Here is an 18,968-nt window from a genome sequence, read left to right as displayed (position 1 = left end):
AAATGAAGGCCGGGTAAGGCGAAGCCGCCACCCGGCAAAAACTCACCCCAAATACTCAATCACCGACAGCCCGCCGTTATAATCCGTGCTGTAAATAATCCCCTGCGCATCCACAAACACGTCGCAGGACTGGATCACCTGCGGGCGATTTGGCCGCGTATCCATCATCCTCTCCGGCGCGGCAGGCACCAGCGCGCCGGTCTCCACCGGACGATACGGATTGGAGATGTCATAGGCACGCACGCCCGCGTTCTGATAAGTCGCAAAAATCAGCGTCGAGCTGACAAAGCTCCCCGGCCGGTTCTCGTGCAGGTTGTGCGGCCCGAAATGCGCCCCTTTCGCCACGTAGTCGGTTTCATCCGGCTGCGGGAAAGTGGAGATACTCACCGGGTTCGACGGCTCGCGGATATCAAACAGCCAGATCAGCTTCTCGCCGTCCTCCTGGTTGTCGAGCACCGCTTCGTCCAGCACCACCAGCAGATTGCGGTCCGGCAGCGGCAGCGCGGTGTGCGTGCCACCGCCAAACGGCGGGCTCCAGTTACGGTGGCTAATGAGCTTAGGCCGGGTGCGGTCCTTCACGTCCAGCAGCGTCAGGCCGCCGTCGCGCCAGCTGCCGTACGCGGTATCCCCTGCAATAATCGCATGGTGGAGCGCGTAGCGTTTCCCTTCCGGCCAGTTCGGCTTCTCCCCTTCGGCCTGGTTCATTCCCGGCAGCCACCAGCGCCCCGCCACTTCGGGCTTACGCGGATCGGCAAGGTCGATGGTCAGGAAAATGTAGTCGGTAAAGCCGTCAATCAGCGCCGAGACGTACGCCCAGCGCCCGCCAACGTACCAGATACGGTGAATACCGATACCGCTCAGCGACAGAAAGCCGATTTCGCGCGGCCTCTCCGGCGTGGAGATATCAAAGACGCGCAGCCCGGCGCTCCAGCCTTTGTCCCGCACGTCGCTGACGGTCTCCCCCACCTGGCGGGTGTAGTAGACCTTCTCATCGGCAAAGCGGGCATCGGCAAACAGATCCCGGGCGTTGATCACCAGCAGCAGGTCGTCATGCGCCTGCAGGTGCACGTTCCAGGTGCCGGGCGGCGCGGGCACGTAGCCTGACGATTTCGGGTTCTTCGGGTCGCGCACGTCGACAATCGAAAAGCCCTGCGACACCATATGGCCGATATAGGCGAAACCGCGGTGCACCATGAGCTGCACGCCGTCCGGACGACCGCCCTGGTCGCTATGGCCAATCAGCCGCATATTGCGGCTGTATTCGGGAGGGGGTAAATGAGTCACCTTGAGCTCCTTTCGCCCGGTGGCGCTGCGCTTACCGGGCCTACGGGCGCGAAATGTAGGCCGGGTAAGGCGCAGCCGCCACCCGGCTGGGTTTTATTTATTCTTCGCTTCCAGCGTCGCAAACCACGGCGCGATAAAGTCTTCCGTCTGGCCCCAGCCCGGAATGATTTTCCCCAGCGACGCCACGTTCACCGGGCCCGGCTGGGCGGTCAGCAGCGCCTGCGGAATGGCGGCCGCTTTGAAATCGTAGGTCGCAGGCGTGGCTTCTCCGGCAATCTTATTGGCCACCAGACGCACGTTGGTTGCGCCAATCAGCTTCGGATCCACCGCCACGCTCACCTTCCACGGGCTGCCCGGCTCGCGCATCAGCTGCAGATCCTGGTTGGAGATATCGATGCTGTAGAGCTTGATCTCGGTGCGGCCATTCTCTTTCAGCGCCTTATAGGCGCCCTGGCTGAAGGCGTCCCAGGTGCCCCAGATGGCGTCGATTTTGCCTTTCGGGTATTTCGCCAGGATAGCGCCCACCTTGTTGGCGGTGTCGCCCTGCACGTCAGACGAGACCGCGCCGATTGACTCCAGCTCTTTGATGTCCGGATACTGCTTTTGCAGCGCTTTGTACGCCGCCTGACGACGCTCCATCGGCGGGAAGCCCGCTACCCACAGCTTGACGATATTGGCCTTGCCGTTGAAATCTTTCGCCAGCTGGCCGAAGGAGAGGTTCGTCAGCGAAGCATCATCCTGCTGGGTAACGGTCACGCCTGGGATCTCGCCGTTGACGGCGGTATCAAACACGGCGACCTTGATCCCGGCATCCACCGCCTTCTTCACCAGCGCGGTAGAGTACGGGTCGCGGCCCTGAGACAGGATAATCCCGTCGTACTTCTGGCTGATGGCCTGGTTCACGAAGTCCTGAAATTTAGCGTCGTCCCCGTTGCTTAAAAAGGTGCTGATCTTAAAGCCGAGCTTTTTCCCTTCCTGAATGGCCCCCGCAATAAACTGCGTGGTGTTGTCGTCTGAGCCAAGGTTGCGGATCACCGCGATGCGAATCGGGCCGTCATGGTTGGCAATGGCCGCCGGAAGCGGCGCGGGCGTGGCCGCGAAGCCAGGCAGAGCGGTGAATAACCCAAGTGCCACCAAAGAGAGAGCAATTTTTTTCATTTTGTATCCCGTTGTGTTGTCAGCGTTTTTGTATGTAGGTAATCGCCAGCGCTACCGCGAGCACCAGCCCTTTTATAATGTCCATGGCGTAATACGGCACGGAGAGCATCACCAGCCCGTTCGACAGCACGCCGAGAATCACCGCCCCGACCAGGGTTCCCAGCGCGTTCGGCTTGCCGGATCCGGCCAGCGAGAAGCCGATCCACGCCGCCGCCACCGCGTCCATCAGATAGCCGCCGCCCGCATTCACCTGCGATGAGCCGATGCGCGAGGCCAGCAGAATGCCGCCCAGTCCCGCCAGCAGGGAGGCGATCACGTAAGCCGCCACCTTGTAGCGCGTGGTGCGAATGCCGGAGAGACGCGCGGCCTCGGGGTTACCGCCAATGGCGTACATGCGTCGTCCATGCGTGGTCAAAGAGAGCCCCAGCTGCGCCAGCACGGTCACCACCAGCATCACGATCACGATAGTCGGCACCTGCCCCAGCAGGCTGAACGCCGCCGGAATGGTCCCTTCCGCCATGTCGCCGCTCGGCAGCACCATGTTCTCGGTAATTGACCCGCCGTAGCTGTAGGTCATCGCCACGCCCTGGATCACAAACAGGCTGGCCAGCGTCGCGAGCATGTCCGGAATGCGCAGGATGACGATCAGAAAGGCGTTAAACAGCCCCACCAGCGAGCAGAGCGCGAGGGTGATCAGAATCGACTCGGTGGTGCCGAAGCCGTGCCAGACGAAAAGCGAAATCACCAGCGCGTTCGCCAGCGAGGCGGTCGATCCCACGGAGAGATCGAACCCGCCGATGGTCAGCGATATCGACACGCCAATGGCTATCACCGTCACGATGGCAATCGAGCGCAGAATATTGATGATGTTGTTTGGATCGAGGAAGCTGTCCGACGCCAGGCCAAAGACGACCACCAGCGCAACCACGGTCAGCAGCATGCCCCACTTGTAGAGAAAATCGAAAATCTGCTGGCGGCCCGACGCCGCCGCGTTTACTGAAAGGGCCTTGCTCACGACGCCGTTCCTCCGGTTGAATAATAAAGTAGTGTCTCTTCGCGGGCCTCGGCCCCGGCGATTTCCGCCACGATGCGCCCGTCCCACAGCACGCAGATGCGGTCGCACAGCCCCACCAGCTCGGCGAATTCGCCCGAGGCGTAAATCACCCCTTTGCCCTCGCGCGCCAGGCCGTCAATCAGCTGGAACAGATCGGTTTTGGCCTTCACGTCCACGCCTTTGGTCGGCTCGTCGAAAATCAGCACGCGGGCGTCATTGCGCAGCCACTTGCCGATGGCGACCTTCTGCTGGTTGCCACCCGATAAGCGGCGCAGCACCTGCCCCGGTCCACGCGCGCGCACCCCGACGCGAGCAATCACCTCTTCCGCCCAGCGCCACGCCTGACGATGGCCGAACAGGCTCCAGCGCGAAAAGCTGTTATCCGCCGTCACGGCCAGGTTCATGCTCACCGGCTCGTCGATAAAAATGCCCTCTTTGCGCCGCTCCTCCGGCACCAGCGCCAGGCCGCGCAGCACGGAATCCGCCGGGTCGCGCGGCTGCCAGGACTGATGATTCAGCTCACCGCGCGCCACGCGGCTTTTGCTGGCGCCAAACAGCGCCTTGCAGAGTTCGGTTTTGCCCGCACCCGCCAGCCCGGCAATGCCGAGGATTTCGCCCTTACGCAGGTGCAGAGAGATATCCTTCAGCAGCGCGTCGTCGTGCAGCCCTTCTACCCGCAGCAGCGTTTCGTCGCTGTGCGGCGGCCGCGCGGGCGGATAGATATCGCTCAGCACGTGGCCGAGCATCTTCTCGACGATCGCTTCGCCGCTGAGATCGCCCATCGGCCCGGACTCAATCAGATTGCCGTCGCGCAGTACCGTCAGGGTGTCGCAGATGGCCTTCAGCTCGTGAATGCGGTGGGAAATAAACACCACGCCGATGCCCTGCTGCTTTAAGCGTCTTACGACCGCAAACAGACGCTCGCTCTCGTGCGCGTCCAGCGGCGCGGTAGGTTCATCAAGAATTAAAAAACGGCAGTGGTGGGATAGCGCCCGTGCCAGCAAAATCTGCTGCTTTTCGGCAAGCGTGCAGCTGTCGATGGAACGGCGCACGTCCAGAGCGACATCCAGCTGGGCCAGCGCCCGTCTCGCCTGCTGGCGGATCGCGCGCCAGCTGAAGCGGTGCCCCGGCTGCGCCAGCTGGTCGAGCATGATGTTCTCGGCGATGCTTAACCCCGGGATCAGGGCCACGTCCACCTCCTGCTGCACGAGGTGGATCCCCAGCCGTTTGGCGTCGAGCGGTTCACGGATCGTCACCGGCTGGTTGTTAATGCTTATCTCGCCCTCATAGTGGTCGTGCGTGCCGCACAGCACCGCCATCAGCGTCGATTTCCCCGCGCCGTTGGCGCCGGTCAGCGCATGTACCGATCCGCCGGTTAAGGTGAAATTCACGCGTGACAGCGCCTGAAAGCCGGAAAAGGCCAGGCTGATACCGCGCATCTCAAGGCGACTGGAAACCATCCGCGTAAATCCTTCATTACTCTTCTGATTTATCGAATTTTTCACAGCTCTGGTTGACTGACAACGACGGAAAAGGCATAAGTTAAAGCGAAATATTATTAGCCATCCGGATGTCCAGACATAACATCGGGTTAGCGCTTCCCAAAAAGGACAACACCATGAGCAACACCGATATCCGCGTCGTGCCTGGCCCGGCGAACTACTTCTCCCATTCCGGAAGCCTTGCGCATCTGAAAGACTTCTTTACCCAGGAACAGCTGTCCCGGGCGGTGTGGATCTACGGCGAACGCGCCATCGACGCCGCGCGCCCTTTTCTGCCGGAGAGCTTTCACGCGCCGGGGGCGAAGCACCTGCTGTTTAAGGGCCACTGCAGCGAGCGCGACGTCGCCCACCTGGTGAACGAATCCGGCAGTGACGCCAGCGTGGTGATTGGCGTCGGCGGCGGTGCGGTGCTGGATACCGTCAAGGCCGTGGCGCGTCGACTGAACGTGCCGTTCGTGGGCATCCCCACCATTGCCGCCACCTGCGCGGCGTGGACTCCGCTCTCCGTCTGGTACAACGATGCCGGTCAGGCGCTGCATTTTGAGATCTTCGACGACGCCAACTTCCTGGTGCTGGTGGAGCCGCAAATCATCCTTAACGCCCCGGCGGAATATCTGCTGGCAGGCATCGGCGATACGCTGGCGAAGTGGTACGAAGCGGTGGTCCTCGCCCCGCAGCCTGAAGATCTGCCCCTGACCGTCCGGCTGGGCATTAACGGCGCGCTGGCGATCCGCGACGTGCTGCTGGAACGCAGCGAGGAGGCGCTTGCTGACCAGCAGCGCGGCAAGCTGACGCAGGCGTTTCGGGACGTGGTGGATGCGATCGTCGCCGGTGGCGGTATGGTCGGGGGTTTGGGCGAACGCTATACGCGCGTGGCGGCGGCCCATGCGGTGCACAACGGCTTAACCGTGCTGCCGCAGACGGAAAAATACCTGCACGGTACCAAGGTAGCCTACGGCATTCTGGTGCAAAGCGCCCTGCTCGGCCAGGACGACGTGCTGGCGCAGCTGGTGACGGCGTATCAGCGCTTTAAGCTGCCGACCACGCTTCGCGAGCTGGACGTCGATATTAACAGCCGTGACGAGCTGGATAAGGTGATTGCCCACACCCTGCGCCCGGTGGAGTCGATTCACTATTTACCCATTACGTTAACCCCTGACGTTCTGCGCGCCGCGTTTGAGAAAGTGGAATCCTTCAGCCGTTAATCGTTCTGACCGTCTATACCTAATGATGATTCTTACCACTCTCGTCACGAGGTCATCATGCAGATCGATTTAACAGGAAAAAAGGCGCTGGTTACCGGTGCCAGCCGCGGGTTGGGTCGTGCTATCGCGCTGTCGCTGGCGCGCGCCGGTGCGGATGTGATTATTACGTATGAAAAATCTGCCGATAAAGCCCAGGCGGTCGCCGATGAGATAAAGGCGCTGGGACGTCACGGCGAGGCCGTGCAGGCCGACAGCGCCAGCGCGCAGGCGATTCAGGATGCCGTCACCCATGCGGCGCGTTCACTTGGCGGGCTGGATATTCTGGTCAATAACGCCGGGATCGCGCGCGGCGGCCCGCTGGAGTCCATGACCCTGGCGGACATCGACGCTCTGATCAACGTCAACATCCGCGGCGTGGTGATCGCCATTCAGGAAGCGCTGGTGCATATGTCCGACGGCGGGCGCATTATCAACATCGGGAGCTGTCTGGCGAACCGCGTGGCGCAGCCGGGCATTGCCGTTTACTCAATGACCAAGTCGGCCCTTAACTCTCTTACCCGCGGCCTGGCGCGCGATCTCGGCCCGCGCGGCATCACCGTAAACCTTGTCCACCCCGGTCCCACCAACAGCGATATGAACCCGGAAGACGGGGAACAGGCTGACTCTCAGCGTCAGCTTATTGCTTTGGGCCATTACGGTCAGCCGGAAGACGTCGCGGCGGCGGTCACGTTTCTTGCCAGCCCGGCCGCCGGGCAGATCTCCGGTACCGGTCTGGACGTTGACGGCGGCCTGAACGCCTGATCGCAATTTTCCTGCAAGCCTCTGTCGACCGGCAGAGGCCTTTTCGAGCCGCCTCGACGCTTTACCTTTTGCCGCTTTCTCGCATTTTTTCTCCGCTCTACAGTACCCCCATTAGAAATTCGGAATTTATCTAATAGTCTTATTATTTCCTTATATTTTGTGTGGGCGTACAGTGGAGGTACGGATGAAGATTGTCTGGGCAAATGGTGCAAAGAAGGCATTTTCAAAGATTGACGAGCGGTATCAGCGACGCATTGAGGTAAAGCTTGCCGAACTGGATGACCGCTCGGCACCCCGGCCCGATATCAAAAAAATATCGGCGACTGAAGATCATTTCCGGCTACGCGTTGGCGATTACCGCATCATCTATATGCTTCGGGACGAGCCTGATAACCATTGTTATGTTTTGGCCGTCAAGCGCAGAACTTCAACGACTTACCTGCATGAGGAGAAAGCCACCTATGGCTGTTCAGCTAATTAAGGACGATAACGGTAAAACGCAGTATGTGGTTATTCCTTATCACGAATACTTCCGCATGTGCTCACAGATGGCAGAGATCGACGACGAAACCGATGACGATCTGGAGGATATTGAGGTCGAACACGATAGTCTGGATGACGTGGAATTGCCCGGCGAAGTGTGCAGCATCATGACCTGGCAGAACGTCAGCCTGCAGGCCGCGTGGCGTATCCTGCGCGGGCTATCCCAGCAGGAGGTGGCGGAGAAACTTGGCATCACCCAGTCCGCCGTGTCGCAGCTGGAAGCGGTGGACTCCCGTCCGCAAAAGCGCACCCGCGAAAAGCTGGCGGCGCTCTACGGCTGTAAGCAGGAGCAAATCAGCCTCTATTTACCGAAAGAGGGTTAACAGCACTTCGCTCCGCCCTTGCCGCCGTAGCGAGCGTCCTGGCGATCGCGGAAAAATTCTTCGTAGGTCATGGGCGTCTGGTCCGGATGGTTGACGCGCATATGCTCGACGTAGTTGTCGTAGTCCGGCACGCCAATCATCATTTTGGCAGCCTGGCCCAGGTACTTACCTGCTTTGGAAAGGGTGTCGAACATCGTTCTGATCTCACAGGAAATGTAGGCCGGGTAAGGCGAAGCCGCCACCCGGCACACAGGTTAATGCGCCCCTTTCGCCTGGGTGACAATCTCTTCCAGGTTTTCAGGCATTGGCTCGTACGGCGTCTCTTTCGCCGTCGGCTTGTCTTCCTTCAGGGCCGCCAGCGCGGTCTTCAAAGAATACAACGCCAGCACCACGACCACCACCATAAAGAAGATGGTCAGCCCGGCGTCCAGACGGTTGTTAAACACCAGCTGCGACAGCTGGGACTCGGTGTACTGCGCCGGGATCTTGCCGCTGTCGATCATCGCCTGGAACTTGTTGGCAATCGCCAGGAAGCCCACCTTGTTATCGGGGCTGAAGGCTTTCTGCCAGCCCGCAGTCAGGGTACAGATCAGCAGCCACGCGGTTGGCAGCAGCGCCACCCACGCATAGCGCTGGCGCTTCATCTTGAACAGCACCACCGCGCAGAGCATCAGCGCCATGCCCGCCAGCATCTGGTTGGCGATGCCGAACAGCGGCCACAGGGTGTTAATGCCGCCCAGCGGATCCACCACGCCCTGGTGCAGGAAATAGCCCCACGCCAGCACGCACAGCGCCGTCGCCAGCAGGTTAGCCGGGAGCGAATCGGTGCGCTTCAGGTTCGGGGAGATCACCCCCAGCAGGTCCTGCAGCATAAAGCGCGCCGCACGGGTTCCCGCATCCACCGCCGTCAGGATAAACAGCGCCTCAAACAGGATGGCGAAGTGATACCAGAACGACACGTCCATCAGCCCGCCCAGCGCGCCGTGGAGAATGTAGGCCATGCCCACCGCCAGCGTCGGTGCCCCGCCCGCCCGGGAGATAATGGACTGCTCGCCCACTTCGTTAGCAATACTTGTTAACGTGTCCGGGGTAATCGCAAAGCCCCAGCCGCTCACCACCTGTGCGGCAGATGCCACCACGTCAACGGTGCCCGCCGGTGCCAGGACCGCCATCGGGCTGTTCATCGCGAAGTAGACGCCCGGGTCGATAATACAGGCGGAGACCAGCGCCATAATGGCGACGAAGGACTCCATCAGCATGCCGCCGTAGCCAATCAGGCAGGCCTGATTCTCATTCGCCAGCATCTTCGGCGTGGTGCCGGAGGCAATCAGCGCGTGGAAGCCCGACACCGCCCCGCAGGCAATGGTGATAAACAGGAACGGGAACAGGTTGCCGGTCCAGACCGGGCCGGTGCCGTCGATAAATTTGGTCAGCGCCGGCATGGTCAGGGTCGGACGCATAATCAGAATGCCGATCGCCAGACCGACGATGGTGCCGATTTTCAGGAACGTAGAGAGGTAGTCACGCGGAGCCAGCAGGAGCCACACCGGCAGCACCGCCGCCACGAACCCGTAGCCCACCAGCATCCACGTCAGCTGAACGCCGGTAAAGTCGAAGAACGGTGCCCAGGTCGGGCTTTCCGCCACCCAGCCGCCGGAGATAATGGCGAACACCAGGAACACCAGGCCAATTACCGACACTTCACCAATGCGGCCCGGGCGCAGATAGCGAATGTAGATCCCCATAAACAGCGCCAGCGGAATGGTAAAGGCAACGGTATACGTTCCCCACGGGCTGTGGGTCAGCGCTTTCACCACGATCATTGCCAGCACGGCGAGGATGATCACCATGATCATAAAGGTCGCCACCAGCGCAATCACCCCGGCGGTGGCCCCCATCTCCTCTTTCACCAGCTCCCCCAGCGAACGCCCGTCGCGACGGGTCGAGACGAACAGCACCATAAAGTCCTGCACCGCGCCCGCCAGCACCACGCCCGCAAGGATCCAGATCATCCCGGGCAGGTAGCCCATCTGCGCAGCCAGCACCGGTCCCACCAGCGGGCCTGCCCCGGCAATCGCCGCAAAATGGTGACCGAACAGCACTTTCTTGTCGGTCGGCACATAGTCCAGCCCATCGTTATGGCGAACGGCAGGCGTCATGCGCGTCGCGTCAACGCCGAGGACGTTCTTCGCGATATAGCGGCCATAAAAACGGTAGGCGATCAGATAAATGCAGACGGAGGCGACAACGATCCACAGCGCGTTGATCTGTTCCCCCCGGTTGAGGGCGATATAGCCCAGGGCAAAAGCTCCCACAACGGAGAGCCCTGCCCATGTAAGGTATTTCCCTGAGTTGTTCATCGTGGTTATCCGTTGTTGTGAAACAGTGAGATGTTACATTTTGTTTCTAGAACAACCGGAAAAATTTAACAACTCTGAAACGCAATAATGCGTGGTCAAACCAGAGATTTACACCACAGTGTTAAGCCGATCACTTTCGCTTCTCCCCCGCTCCGTCACCGGTCACATTTTTATCTTTTTCATCCCGTGACGCCGTTACGAAATGATTTGCATCATCTTTTTTGGGTAAAACATCGCCAGAATGAGCCTGCGCACCCGCGCATTTACAAGGAAAAGGATATGAAAAGTTCAGAACCTCGGGAGTATAAGGTCGGGCCCGGCGCGTACTTTGCGCTGGCTTTCGCAGCCGTTTTCTTCTCCGGCCTGTTGGGTGGAAAAGAGTGGTACGGCGTGTTTGATTTCACCACCCTCAACGGCGCGTTCGGCAAGGTTGTCAGCAAAGCCAGCCTCGACGACGGCACGTTAACCACCGCCACCAGCGCCTTTCGCGGCGCGGGCGGCAGCGGCGCGATGGACGGATTTCTGTTCGCGCTCGGGCTGATTCCGGCAGTCATGTTTGCGCTCGGCATGATCAACGTGCTGGAGCACTACGGCGCGCTGCGTGCGGCGCGCAAGCTGTTAACCCCGCTGCTGCGCCCGCTGCTGGGCATCCCCGGCACCGCCGGTCTGGCGCTGATCGGCAGCCTGCAAAGCACCGACGTCGGCGCGTCGCTTACGCGCAACCTGGCCGACGAAGGGCAGATTAGCGAAACGGAAAAAGACGTCTTCGCCATGTTCCAGTTTTCCGCTGGCGCGATGATCACCAACTTTTTCTCCTCGGGCGCGATCCTTTTTACCCTGGTCGCCGCTGACGGCACCGCGGCGGTTCCGGCCTCAATAGGCGGATGCATCGCCGTGATGTTTGTGATGAAAATCGTTGGCGCAAACCTGCTGCGCCTGATCCTGACGTTGACGGGAAAAACCGCCGCCGTGAAGCAAGGAGAAGCCGCATGAGTGCGCCACAATCGAATCCCGTTATTACCGATGTCTTCGTCGAGGGCGCGCGCAAGGGCTGGGGCATCGCCACCAGCAGCACCCTGCCCAACGTAGTAATGGCGTTTATCATCATCAAGGCGCTGGAAATTACCGGTGCCCTGAAAGGGCTGGGCATGATCTTCGCCCCATTGATGGGCCTGTTCGGCCTGCCGGGCGAAGCCGCCGCCGTGCTGATTGGCGGCTGGATGTCGATGGGCGGCGGCATCGGCGTGGCGATTGGCCTGTTTGATAAAGGCATTCTGACCGGGGAACACTTAGCCATTCTCGCCCCGGCGATCTATCTGATGGGCTCGCAGGTGCAATACCTGGGCCGCATCCTCGGCGTGATCGGCACCCGCGCCAGACGCATTCCGCTGATGATCGCCCTCTCGGTGATCAACGCCTTCTTAGCCATGCTGCTGATGCGCATCATTCTCTGAACAGGACGTAACCATGAATCTTGACCACTATATTGAAGAACTTAAAACCCTGGTGAACGTGGACTGCGGCACCCAGACTACCGCCGGCGTGGCTACCGTCGCGGGCATCATGCAGACGCTCTGGCAGCGCGAGGGCTGGCACGCCGAGCAGGTCGATTTGGGCGATAAGGTTGGCCCCGGCGTGTTCGTCAGCAACAGGCCGCAGGCCGAGCGGTTCGACGTGCTGCTGGTCGGGCACCTGGATACCGTGTTTGCCCCCGGCACCGTGGCCGAGCGTCCGATGAGCGAGGACGATTCCCGCCTGTACGGCCCCGGCGTCTCGGATATGAAGAGCGGACTTCTGAATATTTTGTGGGCGATGCGCGGGCTCGACGCCGCGGATAAAGATCGTCTCGCGATTGCCGTGGCGATGAACCCGGACGAAGAGACCGGCTCGGTCCATTCCCACGCGTGGATTGGCGAGCTGGCCAAGCGTTCCCGCTGCGTGCTGGTGTGCGAAGCGGCCCGCGCCGACGGCTCGCTGGTGAAAGCGCGTAAAGGCATGGCGGGCTACCACCTCACCTTCAGCGGCGTGGCGGCGCACGCGGGCAACGACCCGGAAAAAGGCCGCTCGGCGATTACCGCGCTGGCGCACGCCGTGACCGCCATTAACGCGCTCACCGACTGGGATCGCGGCACCACGCTCAACGTCGGGGTGATCCGCGGCGGCAGCGCGGCCAACGTGGTGGCGGACAGCGCCTTTGCCGAACTCGACGTGCGCTTCTGGGAAAACGACGAGTATGACCGGGTCAATCAGGCGCTGGACGCGCTGTGCAGAAATGGCTTTTTAGAAGGCGTAGCCACCTCGCTGACGCGCGTTAACCACAAGCCGGCAATGGCGGCGAGTGAAGCCACGCGGCAGCTGATGCAGCTCGTCGAAAAAGCGGGTAAAGAAGAGGGGATCGCCATCACCTGGCAGGCAGTCGGCGGCGGCAGCGACGCTAACCACACCGCCGCGCTCGGCGTTCCGACCCTCGACGGCCTGGGGCCAATAGGCGCGGGCTTCCACAGTCCGGCGGAGTGGCTGGATAAAGCATCCATTGAACCGAGGATCCGGCTGCTGAAGCGGGTTGTGTCGATGCTGTAAACACCGCCCGGTGGCGCTGCGCTTACCGGGCCTACATTTGGCGCGTAGGCCGGGTAAGGCGAAGCCGCCACCCGGCGATTCAGTACAATACTAGCCCAGCACCATCGTACTCAACCGACAGGTGCAGCAGCGCCTTCCCTGCTCGTCGAAAATCACAATCTCCCAGCTCTGGCTGGTACGCCCCAGATGCAGCGGCTGGCACACCCCGCGCACCTTGCCGTGGGATACCGCCCGGTGGTGCGTCGCGTTCAGCTCTGTGCCCACCACGCTCTGCCCGTCGCGGGTCATCAGAAACCCGGCCATCGAGCCGAGCGTCTCCGCCAGCGCCGCCGAGGCGCCGCCGTGCAGCAGGCCAAACGGCTGGTGGGTGCGCGCGTCCACCGACATCTCCGCTTCCAGCGTGTCGTCACCGATGCGGGTATAGACAATGCCGAGATGCGCCACCATTGTGTTCAGGCTGGTGGCGTTCAGCGCCTCAAGCGATAAATGACGTTTCCAGATCATTTATGCCCCCAGCGTGGAGCCGCCGTCCACCACGATATCCTGCAGGGTGATGTGGCTGGCGGCATCGGAGGCCAGGAACAGCACCGTGCTGGCGATCTCCTGCGGACGGGCGATTTTACCCAGCGGAATGCCGAGCTTGAACTGCTCGCCAAAGCCGCGAATGCGCTGCTGTTCCGCATCGTCGCTTTTCCACAGGGTGCGCTGCATGTCGGTGTCCGTTGAGCCCGGCGACACCAGGTTACAGCGCACGCCGCTGCCCGCCAGCTCCAGCCCCGCGGTCAGGGCAAGGCTTTTCAGCGCCGCTTTCGACGCACCGTAGGCGCTCATGCCGATGCGCGGGGTGTGCGCCGCGTCGGACGCCACGGTGACGATCGCCCCGCCCTGCTGGCGTCGAAACTGGCCCATCGTCTGCTGGAACAGGTTGAACGCGCCGCCAACGTTGACCGCGAAGGTCTGCTGCCAGTCCGCCTGCGAGAGCTGGTCCGTCGCCCCCATGCGCAGAATGCCCGCCGCGTTGACCAGCACGTCCAGGCGTTCAAGCGACGCCAGCACGCGCCCGCACACCTCCTGCACCTGCCCTGCATCCGCCACGTCCAGCGTTTCGGTGGTAAACGGATAATCGCCCAGCGGAAACGCCAGGTCGAATCCGGTCACCTGCGCGCCCGCCTCGGCGAACGCCAGCGCCGTCGCATAGCCAATGCCCTTGCCCGCCCCCGTCACCCAGACGGTTTTACCGGTGAAATCCAGTCCCATCACTTCACCTCGCGGGAGAGCAGCGCCCACCAGGCGTCGAGGGTGGGGTTTTTTGCCAGCATAACGAAGTCGATGTCGCCGTGCACTTTGCGCCAGCGGGCGGCCAGCGCCATCATGCGAACCGAGTCCAGACCGTAGTCGATCAGGTTTTCGTCATCCATCGGCTCGTCGGACTCGTCCAGCAGCGGCAGGATAAGCTCGCGCAGCGCGGCCTTCGAGGCCGGAACGGACGGCAGCAGCTCGTCGGTCATCACCACGCGGCCAGAACGCCCGGCCACGTAGTTAAGGGACATCAGATGCTCGTCGCGGGTAAAATCCGCCAGCGCGTCGGCAATAAAAAACGGCTTGATGTCGCGCATAAAGGCGTCAGTAGCGGTGGTCATGCAGCCGATGTGGGCGTACACGCCGGTAATCAGCAGCTGGTTGCGGCCCGTCTCCTTCAGCATCTGCTCCAGCGGCGAACGGTGGAACGCGCTGTAGCGCCACTTCACCAGCACCGTGTCCGCCTCGTCCGGCGTCAGTTCAGCCACGATGCGCTGCTGCTCCGGCGAGCGGGTCAGGCCCGGCCCCCACATGTCGTTCAGCAGGGCGCGGTCTTCGTCGCTCTGCTCTTTCGGCTGCGCGGTGTAGTACACCGGAATATTGTACGCTTTGCAGTACGCGCGAAGTCTGGCGATGTTCGCCACCACCTGCTGCATCATGGCGCTGTTTTCGCCCCAGAAGTTCAGGAAATACTCCTGCATGTCGTGGATCAGCAGCGCCGCGCGTTCAGGCTCAAACGCCCAGTTCACCTTGTTGGTCGGCAGCTCTGCCGCTGTTGGCAGCGCGTATGCGGTTAATTTTGGGATAGCCATACTCTTTTTCCTCAGCCCTGTGCGCGTTCCGCGAGCCACAGGCGCAGCTGTTTCTTATCGACTTTGCCGACCGGCGTCAGCGGAAGCGCATCCACGCTCTCCACGCGGTCCGGCAGCTTGAATTCGGCAACGCCCTGCTCGCGCAGGAAGCGGCGCACCTCCACCGCGCGCAGGGGCTGTTTCACCACCAGATACGCGCAGCTCTTCTCGCCCAGCAGGGCATCGTCCATGCTCACCAGCGCGGCGTGGATCACCGACTCGTGGCGCAGCAGCAGGTTCTCGATCTCTTCCGCGGCGATCTTCTCGCCGCCGCGGTTGATCTGATCCTTCTCGCGCCCCTGCACGGTAATGTAGCCCTGCTCGTCGATGGCGATCAGATCGCCGGAGCAGTAAAAGCCGTTGGCGTCGAAGGCGCTGGCGTTGTGTTCCGGGCTGTTGAAATAGCCGCGGAAGGTGTACGGCCCGCGCGTCATCAGACGCCCGACCTCCCCGCGCGGCAGCGGGTTGCCGTGCTCGTCCGCCACCCACACTTCGTCGTCCGGGCACATCGGTCGGCCCTGGGTGTTGATGATGCGTTCCGGCGCGTCGTCGAGCGCGGTGTAGTTCACCAGCCCTTCCGCCATGCCGAACACCTGCTGCAGCTGGCAGCCAATCTCGGCCGGAATGCGCGCCGCGAGCGTGGCGGAGAGCCGTGCGCCGCCCACCTGGAGCAGCTTAAGGGAGGCAAGCTGCGCGCTCCCCGCGCCGTCGGCAATCGCCTGCAGCCACAGGCTCACCGCCGGGGGAACCAGCGAGGTGACGGTAATCTGATGCCGTTCGATCAGCGGGAAGCAGAGCGTGGCGCTCGGATCGTTCGCCAGCACCACGCAGCCGCCCGCGGTGAAGACGCCGAGCGATCCCGGCGAGCTCATGGCGTAGTTATGCGCCGCGGGCAGCGCGTTCAGATACCGGGTATGCGCAGTGATACCGCAGATCTCGTTGCTGCGGCGGATGCTGTAGTCGTAGTCGTTGTGCGTGCGCGGGATCAGCTTCGGCGTGCCGGTGCTGCCGCCGGAGAGCTGGAAGAACGCCACCTCGTCGGCGGGCGTCGGGTTCGGGATGAAGCTGTCCGCCTGGCGCGCAATCGCCGCTTCCAGGGCGTGTTCGCCCTTATCGCCGCGCAGCAGCACGACGCGTACCGAACGGTGTTCATCCACGAAAGCATTGAGGAAGTCATCGCCCGCAAACAGCGCGTGGTCGCGATCGGCAATCAGCACGGCGGGTTTGATCTGCATCGCGTAGGCGTTCAGCTCGCTGCGCTGGTGGCTGAAGAGCGCGTTGACCGGCGCGACGCCGATTTGCAGCAGCGCAAAGAAGGTGATGTAGAACTCGGCCACGTTGCCAAGCTGCACCAGCGCGGTCTCGCCGCGCTGCAGCCCCTGCGACTGAAGGGCTGACGCCAGGCTGTTCACCGCCTGATTAAAGGCGCGGTAGGTGATGTGCCGCTCGCCGTCGATAATCGCCACCGCATCGCTGTCCGCACGATCCGTCAGGATGTGGGTCAGCGGCAGATCCTGCCAGTAGCCTTTTTCACGATAGCGGCGGGCAAAATCTTCAGGCCAGCGGGTAAAGGGAATAGTCATCAGTCTTCCTTAGTGCAGGCCAAACACGTTGAGCATGGTGGAGAGCTTAACGCCCGTCTCGCGCCACTCGCCAACCGGCGAGGAGGCAGGCACAATGCCCGCACCGGCAAACAGGCGAACGGTGTTCTTATGCAGACGCGCGCAGCGGATGGTGACCACCCACTCGCCGTTGCCTTCGCTGTCGCACCAGCCGACGATGCCGCCGAACAGCTCGCGGTCGAACGGCTCCAGTTCGGCAATCAGTTCCTTCGCCGCCTGATGCGGGAAGCCGCTCAGCGCCGGAGTCGGGTGCAGCAGGCAGGCCAGGGTCAGGGCGTTCTCGTTTTCACGCGCCTCGCCTTCCACCGGTGTCGCCAGGTGCCACAGCGTCGGGGTGGTAATCAACTGAGGAGAATCCGGCATGCTGAGATGGTGGCTGCGCGGTGCCAGAATGGCCTTCATCGCCTGGGTCACCAGGTCGTGCTCGTGACGATCTTTTTCGGAGGCCAGCAGCTTATTGCCCGCCTCGCGGTCCAGCACGTCGTCCGGCTGACGGCGCGCGGAGCCCGCCAGCGGCAGCGAGCTAAAGTGCGCGCCCTCTTTGCGCAGCAGCAGCTCGGGGCTGGCCCCCAGCAGCACGCCGCCGTCTTCCAGCGGCACGTGGAAGTTGAAGCTCACCGGGTTCTGGGCGATCAGGCGCTCCATCAGCGCGCCGCTGTCCATTTTTTTGTCGGTTGCGATATCAATCAGGCGCGATAGCACCACCTTATTGACCTGCGGCGTGGCGGTGAGCGACGCGGCGCGAGCGACCATCTCTTCAAAGACGGGCTGCGGGGGGATCTCGGTGCGTTGTGCCACCTTCAGCGCCTGCGCGGCGGAAAAATAGCGTGCGGACTGCTGTCGCGCAGGACGGGAAAAGCTCTGCCAGCGCTGCGGAATAAACAGCGACGAAGGTTTGCGGGTATCGAACGGGATCGCCCCTACCATCACCGGGTGAGCAATACCGCTGGCTTTTGCATTCCGGAAGGCCTGGGCTAATTTCTGCTGGAAGCCACCCGCCGGATCGTCGCCGCCGACGGCGGGTTCACTGAAGCGGGCAAAACAGCCGGAGGTGGTAAAACTGCGGTATGGCGACATAAAGAAAAAGCTGTCTGACGGCAGCGTGGTCGCGGCGTGCTGAACTTCCTCAGCCAGGGACGTGTCCATATCATCCTCCACAAACGATAAAAGAAGCAATAATGATTATCATTTATATTTTCGTTGGCTAACCTAATCCCACATCGCTTCGCTGTCAACCGTCGGACAAATAACTTCTGCGACAAACGCTTGCATCCCGTGACAGCAACCATGAAAATGAGAAGCATTATCTTCAACAGAAACAGGACGTCGCGCTGTGAAATTCCCCGCTCTTTTCCGTAATACCCTGCTTTTACCTGGACTTTTTGTTTTAGGACTTGCCTCAGCCGCTGCCGCCGACTGGCCGCGTCAGGTGACCGACAGCCGCGGCGTGCACACGCTTGAGAGCAAACCGACGCGCATCGTCTCCACCAGCGTGACCTTAACCGGCTCCCTGCTGGCGATAGACGCACCGGTCATCGCCAGCGGCGCGACCACGCCGAACAACCGCGTGGCGGACGGGCAAGGTTTCCTGCGCCAGTGGGGGGATATTGCGAAACAGCGCAAGGTGGCGCGGCTGTACATTGGCGAGCCGAGCGCCGAAGCGGTCGCCGCGCAAATGCCGGATCTGATTTTGATCGGCGCCACCGGCGGCGATTCCGCGCTGGCGCTGTACGATCAGCTCTCCGCCATCGCCCCGACGCTTATCATCAACTACGACGACAAGAGCTGGCAGGAACTGCTGACCCAGCTGGGCAGCATCACCGGACAGGAAAAACAGGCTGCCGGGCGCATAGCCGCGTTTGATAAACAGCTCGCCCAGGTGAAACAGCAGATGACGCTGCCGCCGCAGCCGGTCAACGCCATCGTCTACACCGCCGCCGCGCGCAGCGCCAACCTGTGGACCGCAGAATCCGCGCAGGGCAAGCTGCTGCACCAGCTGGGCTTTACGCTGGCGCAGCTGCCCGCCGGGCTGCACACCTCCCAAAGCCAGGGGAAACGCCACGACATCATTCAGCTGGGCGGGGAAAACCTGGCGACGGGGCTGAACGGCGAAGGGCTTTTCCTGTTTGCAGGTGATGAGAAAGACGTGGCGGCGATTTACGCCAACCCGCTGCTGGCGCATTTGCCGGCGGTGAAAAACAAACGGGTTTGGGCATTGGGCACGGAGACGTTCCGCCTGGATTATTACAGCGCGATGTTGGTGTTGCAGCGTTTGGATTCAATGTTTAAATAAGCGCAGCGCCACCGGGCCTTTTGTCGGGTGGCGGCTTCGCCTTACCCGACCTACAGGGTCAGGGGAGTGCAAAATGTAGGCCGGGTAAGGCGC

The 18,968-nt window shown here is 61.8% G+C and carries 19 protein-coding genes; 8 read left to right on the top strand and 11 right to left on the bottom strand.

Going from position 1 to position 18,968, the window contains the following annotated elements; translation table 11 throughout:
* Positions 1 to 42: 42 nt before the first annotated feature.
* The 4 genes from ACJBF3_RS16785 to ACJBF3_RS16770 form a co-directional block, all read right to left on the bottom strand.
* Positions 43 to 1,284 (bottom strand): LVIVD repeat-containing protein, encoded by a 1,242-nt coding sequence (locus ACJBF3_RS16785; RefSeq protein ID WP_072265699.1) that lies wholly within the window; start codon positions 1,282 to 1,284, stop codon positions 43 to 45.
* 93 nt (positions 1,285 to 1,377) lie between these two features.
* Positions 1,378 to 2,442: a sugar ABC transporter substrate-binding protein gene (locus ACJBF3_RS16780; RefSeq protein ID WP_045325699.1), complete on the bottom strand. Its 1,065-nt coding sequence runs from the start codon at positions 2,440 to 2,442 to the stop codon at positions 1,378 to 1,380.
* A gap of 19 nt (positions 2,443 to 2,461) precedes the next feature.
* On the bottom strand, positions 2,462 to 3,457 hold the full coding sequence (locus tag ACJBF3_RS16775; protein ID WP_047717688.1) for an ABC transporter permease: 996 nt from the start codon (positions 3,455 to 3,457) through the stop codon (positions 2,462 to 2,464).
* Complete coding sequence (locus ACJBF3_RS16770; RefSeq protein WP_045325695.1) at positions 3,454 to 4,956, bottom strand: sugar ABC transporter ATP-binding protein; 1,503 nt, start codon at positions 4,954 to 4,956, stop codon at positions 3,454 to 3,456. Before ACJBF3_RS16770 ends, ACJBF3_RS16775 begins: the two co-directional genes overlap by 4 nt.
* Before the next feature lie 158 nt (positions 4,957 to 5,114).
* On the opposite strand from ACJBF3_RS16770, the gene ACJBF3_RS16765 reads away from it, so the two are divergent.
* The 4 genes from ACJBF3_RS16765 (at position 5,115) to ACJBF3_RS16750 (ending at position 7,870) form a co-directional block, all read left to right on the top strand.
* Positions 5,115 to 6,203 (top strand): oxidoreductase, encoded by a 1,089-nt coding sequence (locus tag ACJBF3_RS16765; protein ID WP_045325692.1) that lies wholly within the window; start codon positions 5,115 to 5,117, stop codon positions 6,201 to 6,203.
* A gap of 57 nt (positions 6,204 to 6,260) precedes the next feature.
* On the top strand, positions 6,261 to 7,004 hold the full coding sequence (locus ACJBF3_RS16760; RefSeq protein WP_032638782.1) for an SDR family NAD(P)-dependent oxidoreductase: 744 nt from the start codon (positions 6,261 to 6,263) through the stop codon (positions 7,002 to 7,004).
* A gap of 184 nt (positions 7,005 to 7,188) precedes the next feature.
* Complete coding sequence (locus tag ACJBF3_RS16755; RefSeq protein WP_045325690.1) at positions 7,189 to 7,485, top strand: type II toxin-antitoxin system RelE/ParE family toxin; 297 nt, start codon at positions 7,189 to 7,191, stop codon at positions 7,483 to 7,485.
* Positions 7,466 to 7,870 (top strand): helix-turn-helix domain-containing protein, encoded by a 405-nt coding sequence (locus ACJBF3_RS16750; RefSeq protein ID WP_045325687.1) that lies wholly within the window; start codon positions 7,466 to 7,468, stop codon positions 7,868 to 7,870. The genes ACJBF3_RS16755 and ACJBF3_RS16750 overlap by 20 nt, the downstream gene beginning before the upstream one ends.
* On the opposite strand, the gene ACJBF3_RS16745 is transcribed toward ACJBF3_RS16750, so the two are convergent.
* Together ACJBF3_RS16745 and cstA are read right to left on the bottom strand one after the other, a co-directional pair.
* Positions 7,867 to 8,064 carry a YbdD/YjiX family protein gene (locus tag ACJBF3_RS16745; protein ID WP_006809671.1) on the bottom strand — a complete coding sequence of 66 codons (198 nt, stop codon included), beginning with the start codon at positions 8,062 to 8,064 and terminating at the stop codon, positions 7,867 to 7,869. The two genes, ACJBF3_RS16750 and ACJBF3_RS16745, sit on opposite strands and share 4 nt — an antisense overlap.
* Positions 8,065 to 8,124: 60 nt before the next feature.
* Positions 8,125 to 10,230 carry a pyruvate/proton symporter CstA gene (gene cstA, locus ACJBF3_RS16740; protein WP_045325685.1) on the bottom strand — a complete coding sequence of 702 codons (2,106 nt, stop codon included), beginning with the start codon at positions 10,228 to 10,230 and terminating at the stop codon, positions 8,125 to 8,127.
* 279 nt (positions 10,231 to 10,509) lie between these two features.
* Between cstA and ACJBF3_RS16735 the strand changes: the two genes are divergently transcribed.
* The 3 genes from ACJBF3_RS16735 to ACJBF3_RS16725 are packed head-to-tail and all read left to right on the top strand — an operon-like array spanning position 10,510 to position 12,810.
* Positions 10,510 to 11,223 carry a nucleoside recognition domain-containing protein gene (locus ACJBF3_RS16735; RefSeq protein ID WP_045325683.1) on the top strand — a complete coding sequence of 238 codons (714 nt, stop codon included), beginning with the start codon at positions 10,510 to 10,512 and terminating at the stop codon, positions 11,221 to 11,223.
* The gene (locus tag ACJBF3_RS16730; protein ID WP_045325682.1) at positions 11,220 to 11,684 is read left to right on the top strand and encodes a YjiG family protein; all 465 of its coding nucleotides are present in this window, start codon (positions 11,220 to 11,222) and stop codon (positions 11,682 to 11,684) included. Before ACJBF3_RS16735 ends, ACJBF3_RS16730 begins: the two co-directional genes overlap by 4 nt.
* 13 nt (positions 11,685 to 11,697) lie before the next feature.
* On the top strand, positions 11,698 to 12,810 hold the full coding sequence (locus ACJBF3_RS16725) for a M20 family metallopeptidase (RefSeq protein WP_045325680.1): 1,113 nt from the start codon (positions 11,698 to 11,700) through the stop codon (positions 12,808 to 12,810).
* 90 nt (positions 12,811 to 12,900) lie between these two features.
* On the opposite strand, the gene entH is transcribed toward ACJBF3_RS16725, so the two are convergent.
* Genes entH through entC form a run of 5 tightly spaced genes read right to left on the bottom strand, consistent with a single transcriptional unit; the run spans position 12,901 to position 17,728 of the window.
* Positions 12,901 to 13,314, bottom strand: a complete 414-nt coding sequence (gene entH, locus ACJBF3_RS16720) for a proofreading thioesterase EntH (protein WP_045325677.1) — start codon at positions 13,312 to 13,314, stop codon at positions 12,901 to 12,903.
* The gene (gene entA / locus ACJBF3_RS16715; RefSeq protein WP_045325675.1) at positions 13,315 to 14,070 is read right to left on the bottom strand and encodes a 2,3-dihydro-2,3-dihydroxybenzoate dehydrogenase EntA; all 756 of its coding nucleotides are present in this window, start codon (positions 14,068 to 14,070) and stop codon (positions 13,315 to 13,317) included.
* On the bottom strand, positions 14,067 to 14,921 hold the full coding sequence (locus ACJBF3_RS16710) for an isochorismatase (RefSeq protein WP_045325673.1): 855 nt from the start codon (positions 14,919 to 14,921) through the stop codon (positions 14,067 to 14,069). The genes entA and ACJBF3_RS16710 overlap by 4 nt, the downstream gene beginning before the upstream one ends.
* Positions 14,922 to 14,932: 11 nt before the next feature.
* A complete protein-coding gene (gene entE / locus ACJBF3_RS16705) occupies positions 14,933 to 16,543 on the bottom strand; it encodes a (2,3-dihydroxybenzoyl)adenylate synthase EntE (RefSeq protein ID WP_045325670.1) in 1,611 nt (536 codons plus the stop codon).
* A 9-nt stretch (positions 16,544 to 16,552) separates the two neighbouring features.
* Positions 16,553 to 17,728, bottom strand: coding sequence for an isochorismate synthase EntC (entC, locus tag ACJBF3_RS16700; protein WP_045325668.1), 1,176 nt, complete (start codon positions 17,726 to 17,728; stop codon positions 16,553 to 16,555).
* A 187-nt stretch (positions 17,729 to 17,915) separates the two neighbouring features.
* On the opposite strand from entC, the gene fepB reads away from it, so the two are divergent.
* Complete coding sequence (gene fepB, locus ACJBF3_RS16695; RefSeq protein ID WP_045325666.1) at positions 17,916 to 18,875, top strand: Fe2+-enterobactin ABC transporter substrate-binding protein; 960 nt, start codon at positions 17,916 to 17,918, stop codon at positions 18,873 to 18,875.
* Positions 18,876 to 18,968: the final 93 nt, after the last annotated feature.

Origin of the sequence: Enterobacter sp. PP-008-ECC_S150 (assembly GCF_045257065.1) — a bacterium.
GTDB lineage: Bacteria > Pseudomonadota > Gammaproteobacteria > Enterobacterales > Enterobacteriaceae > Enterobacter > Enterobacter chengduensis.
Note: the sequence above shows the minus strand (reverse complement) of the source record. Positions and strands in the feature narration are given on the sequence as shown.

Excerpts from the sequence above, each read along its gene's own strand:
- ACJBF3_RS16760 (WP_032638782.1), top strand. The coding sequence starts at position 6,261 with ATGCAGATCGATTTAACAGGAAAAAAGGCGCTGGTTACCGGTGCCAGC.
- ACJBF3_RS16725 (WP_045325680.1), top strand. The coding sequence starts at position 11,698 with ATGAATCTTGACCACTATATTGAAGAACTTAAAACCCTGGTGAACGTG.
- entE (WP_045325670.1), bottom strand. The coding sequence starts at position 16,543 with ATGACTATTCCCTTTACCCGCTGGCCTGAAGATTTTGCCCGCCGCTAT.
- ACJBF3_RS16780 (WP_045325699.1), bottom strand. The coding sequence starts at position 2,442 with ATGAAAAAAATTGCTCTCTCTTTGGTGGCACTTGGGTTATTCACCGCT.
- ACJBF3_RS16765 (WP_045325692.1), top strand. The coding sequence starts at position 5,115 with ATGAGCAACACCGATATCCGCGTCGTGCCTGGCCCGGCGAACTACTTC.
- ACJBF3_RS16750 (WP_045325687.1), top strand. The coding sequence starts at position 7,466 with ATGGCTGTTCAGCTAATTAAGGACGATAACGGTAAAACGCAGTATGTG.
- ACJBF3_RS16770 (WP_045325695.1), bottom strand. The coding sequence starts at position 4,956 with ATGGTTTCCAGTCGCCTTGAGATGCGCGGTATCAGCCTGGCCTTTTCC.
- entC (WP_045325668.1), bottom strand. The coding sequence starts at position 17,728 with ATGGACACGTCCCTGGCTGAGGAAGTTCAGCACGCCGCGACCACGCTG.
- ACJBF3_RS16735 (WP_045325683.1), top strand. The coding sequence starts at position 10,510 with ATGAAAAGTTCAGAACCTCGGGAGTATAAGGTCGGGCCCGGCGCGTAC.
- ACJBF3_RS16730 (WP_045325682.1), top strand. The coding sequence starts at position 11,220 with ATGAGTGCGCCACAATCGAATCCCGTTATTACCGATGTCTTCGTCGAG.
- cstA (WP_045325685.1), bottom strand. The coding sequence starts at position 10,230 with ATGAACAACTCAGGGAAATACCTTACATGGGCAGGGCTCTCCGTTGTG.
- ACJBF3_RS16710 (WP_045325673.1), bottom strand. The coding sequence starts at position 14,921 with ATGGCTATCCCAAAATTAACCGCATACGCGCTGCCAACAGCGGCAGAG.
- ACJBF3_RS16745 (WP_006809671.1), bottom strand. The coding sequence starts at position 8,064 with ATGTTCGACACCCTTTCCAAAGCAGGTAAGTACCTGGGCCAGGCTGCC.
- ACJBF3_RS16755 (WP_045325690.1), top strand. The coding sequence starts at position 7,189 with ATGAAGATTGTCTGGGCAAATGGTGCAAAGAAGGCATTTTCAAAGATT.
- entH (WP_045325677.1), bottom strand. The coding sequence starts at position 13,314 with ATGATCTGGAAACGTCATTTATCGCTTGAGGCGCTGAACGCCACCAGC.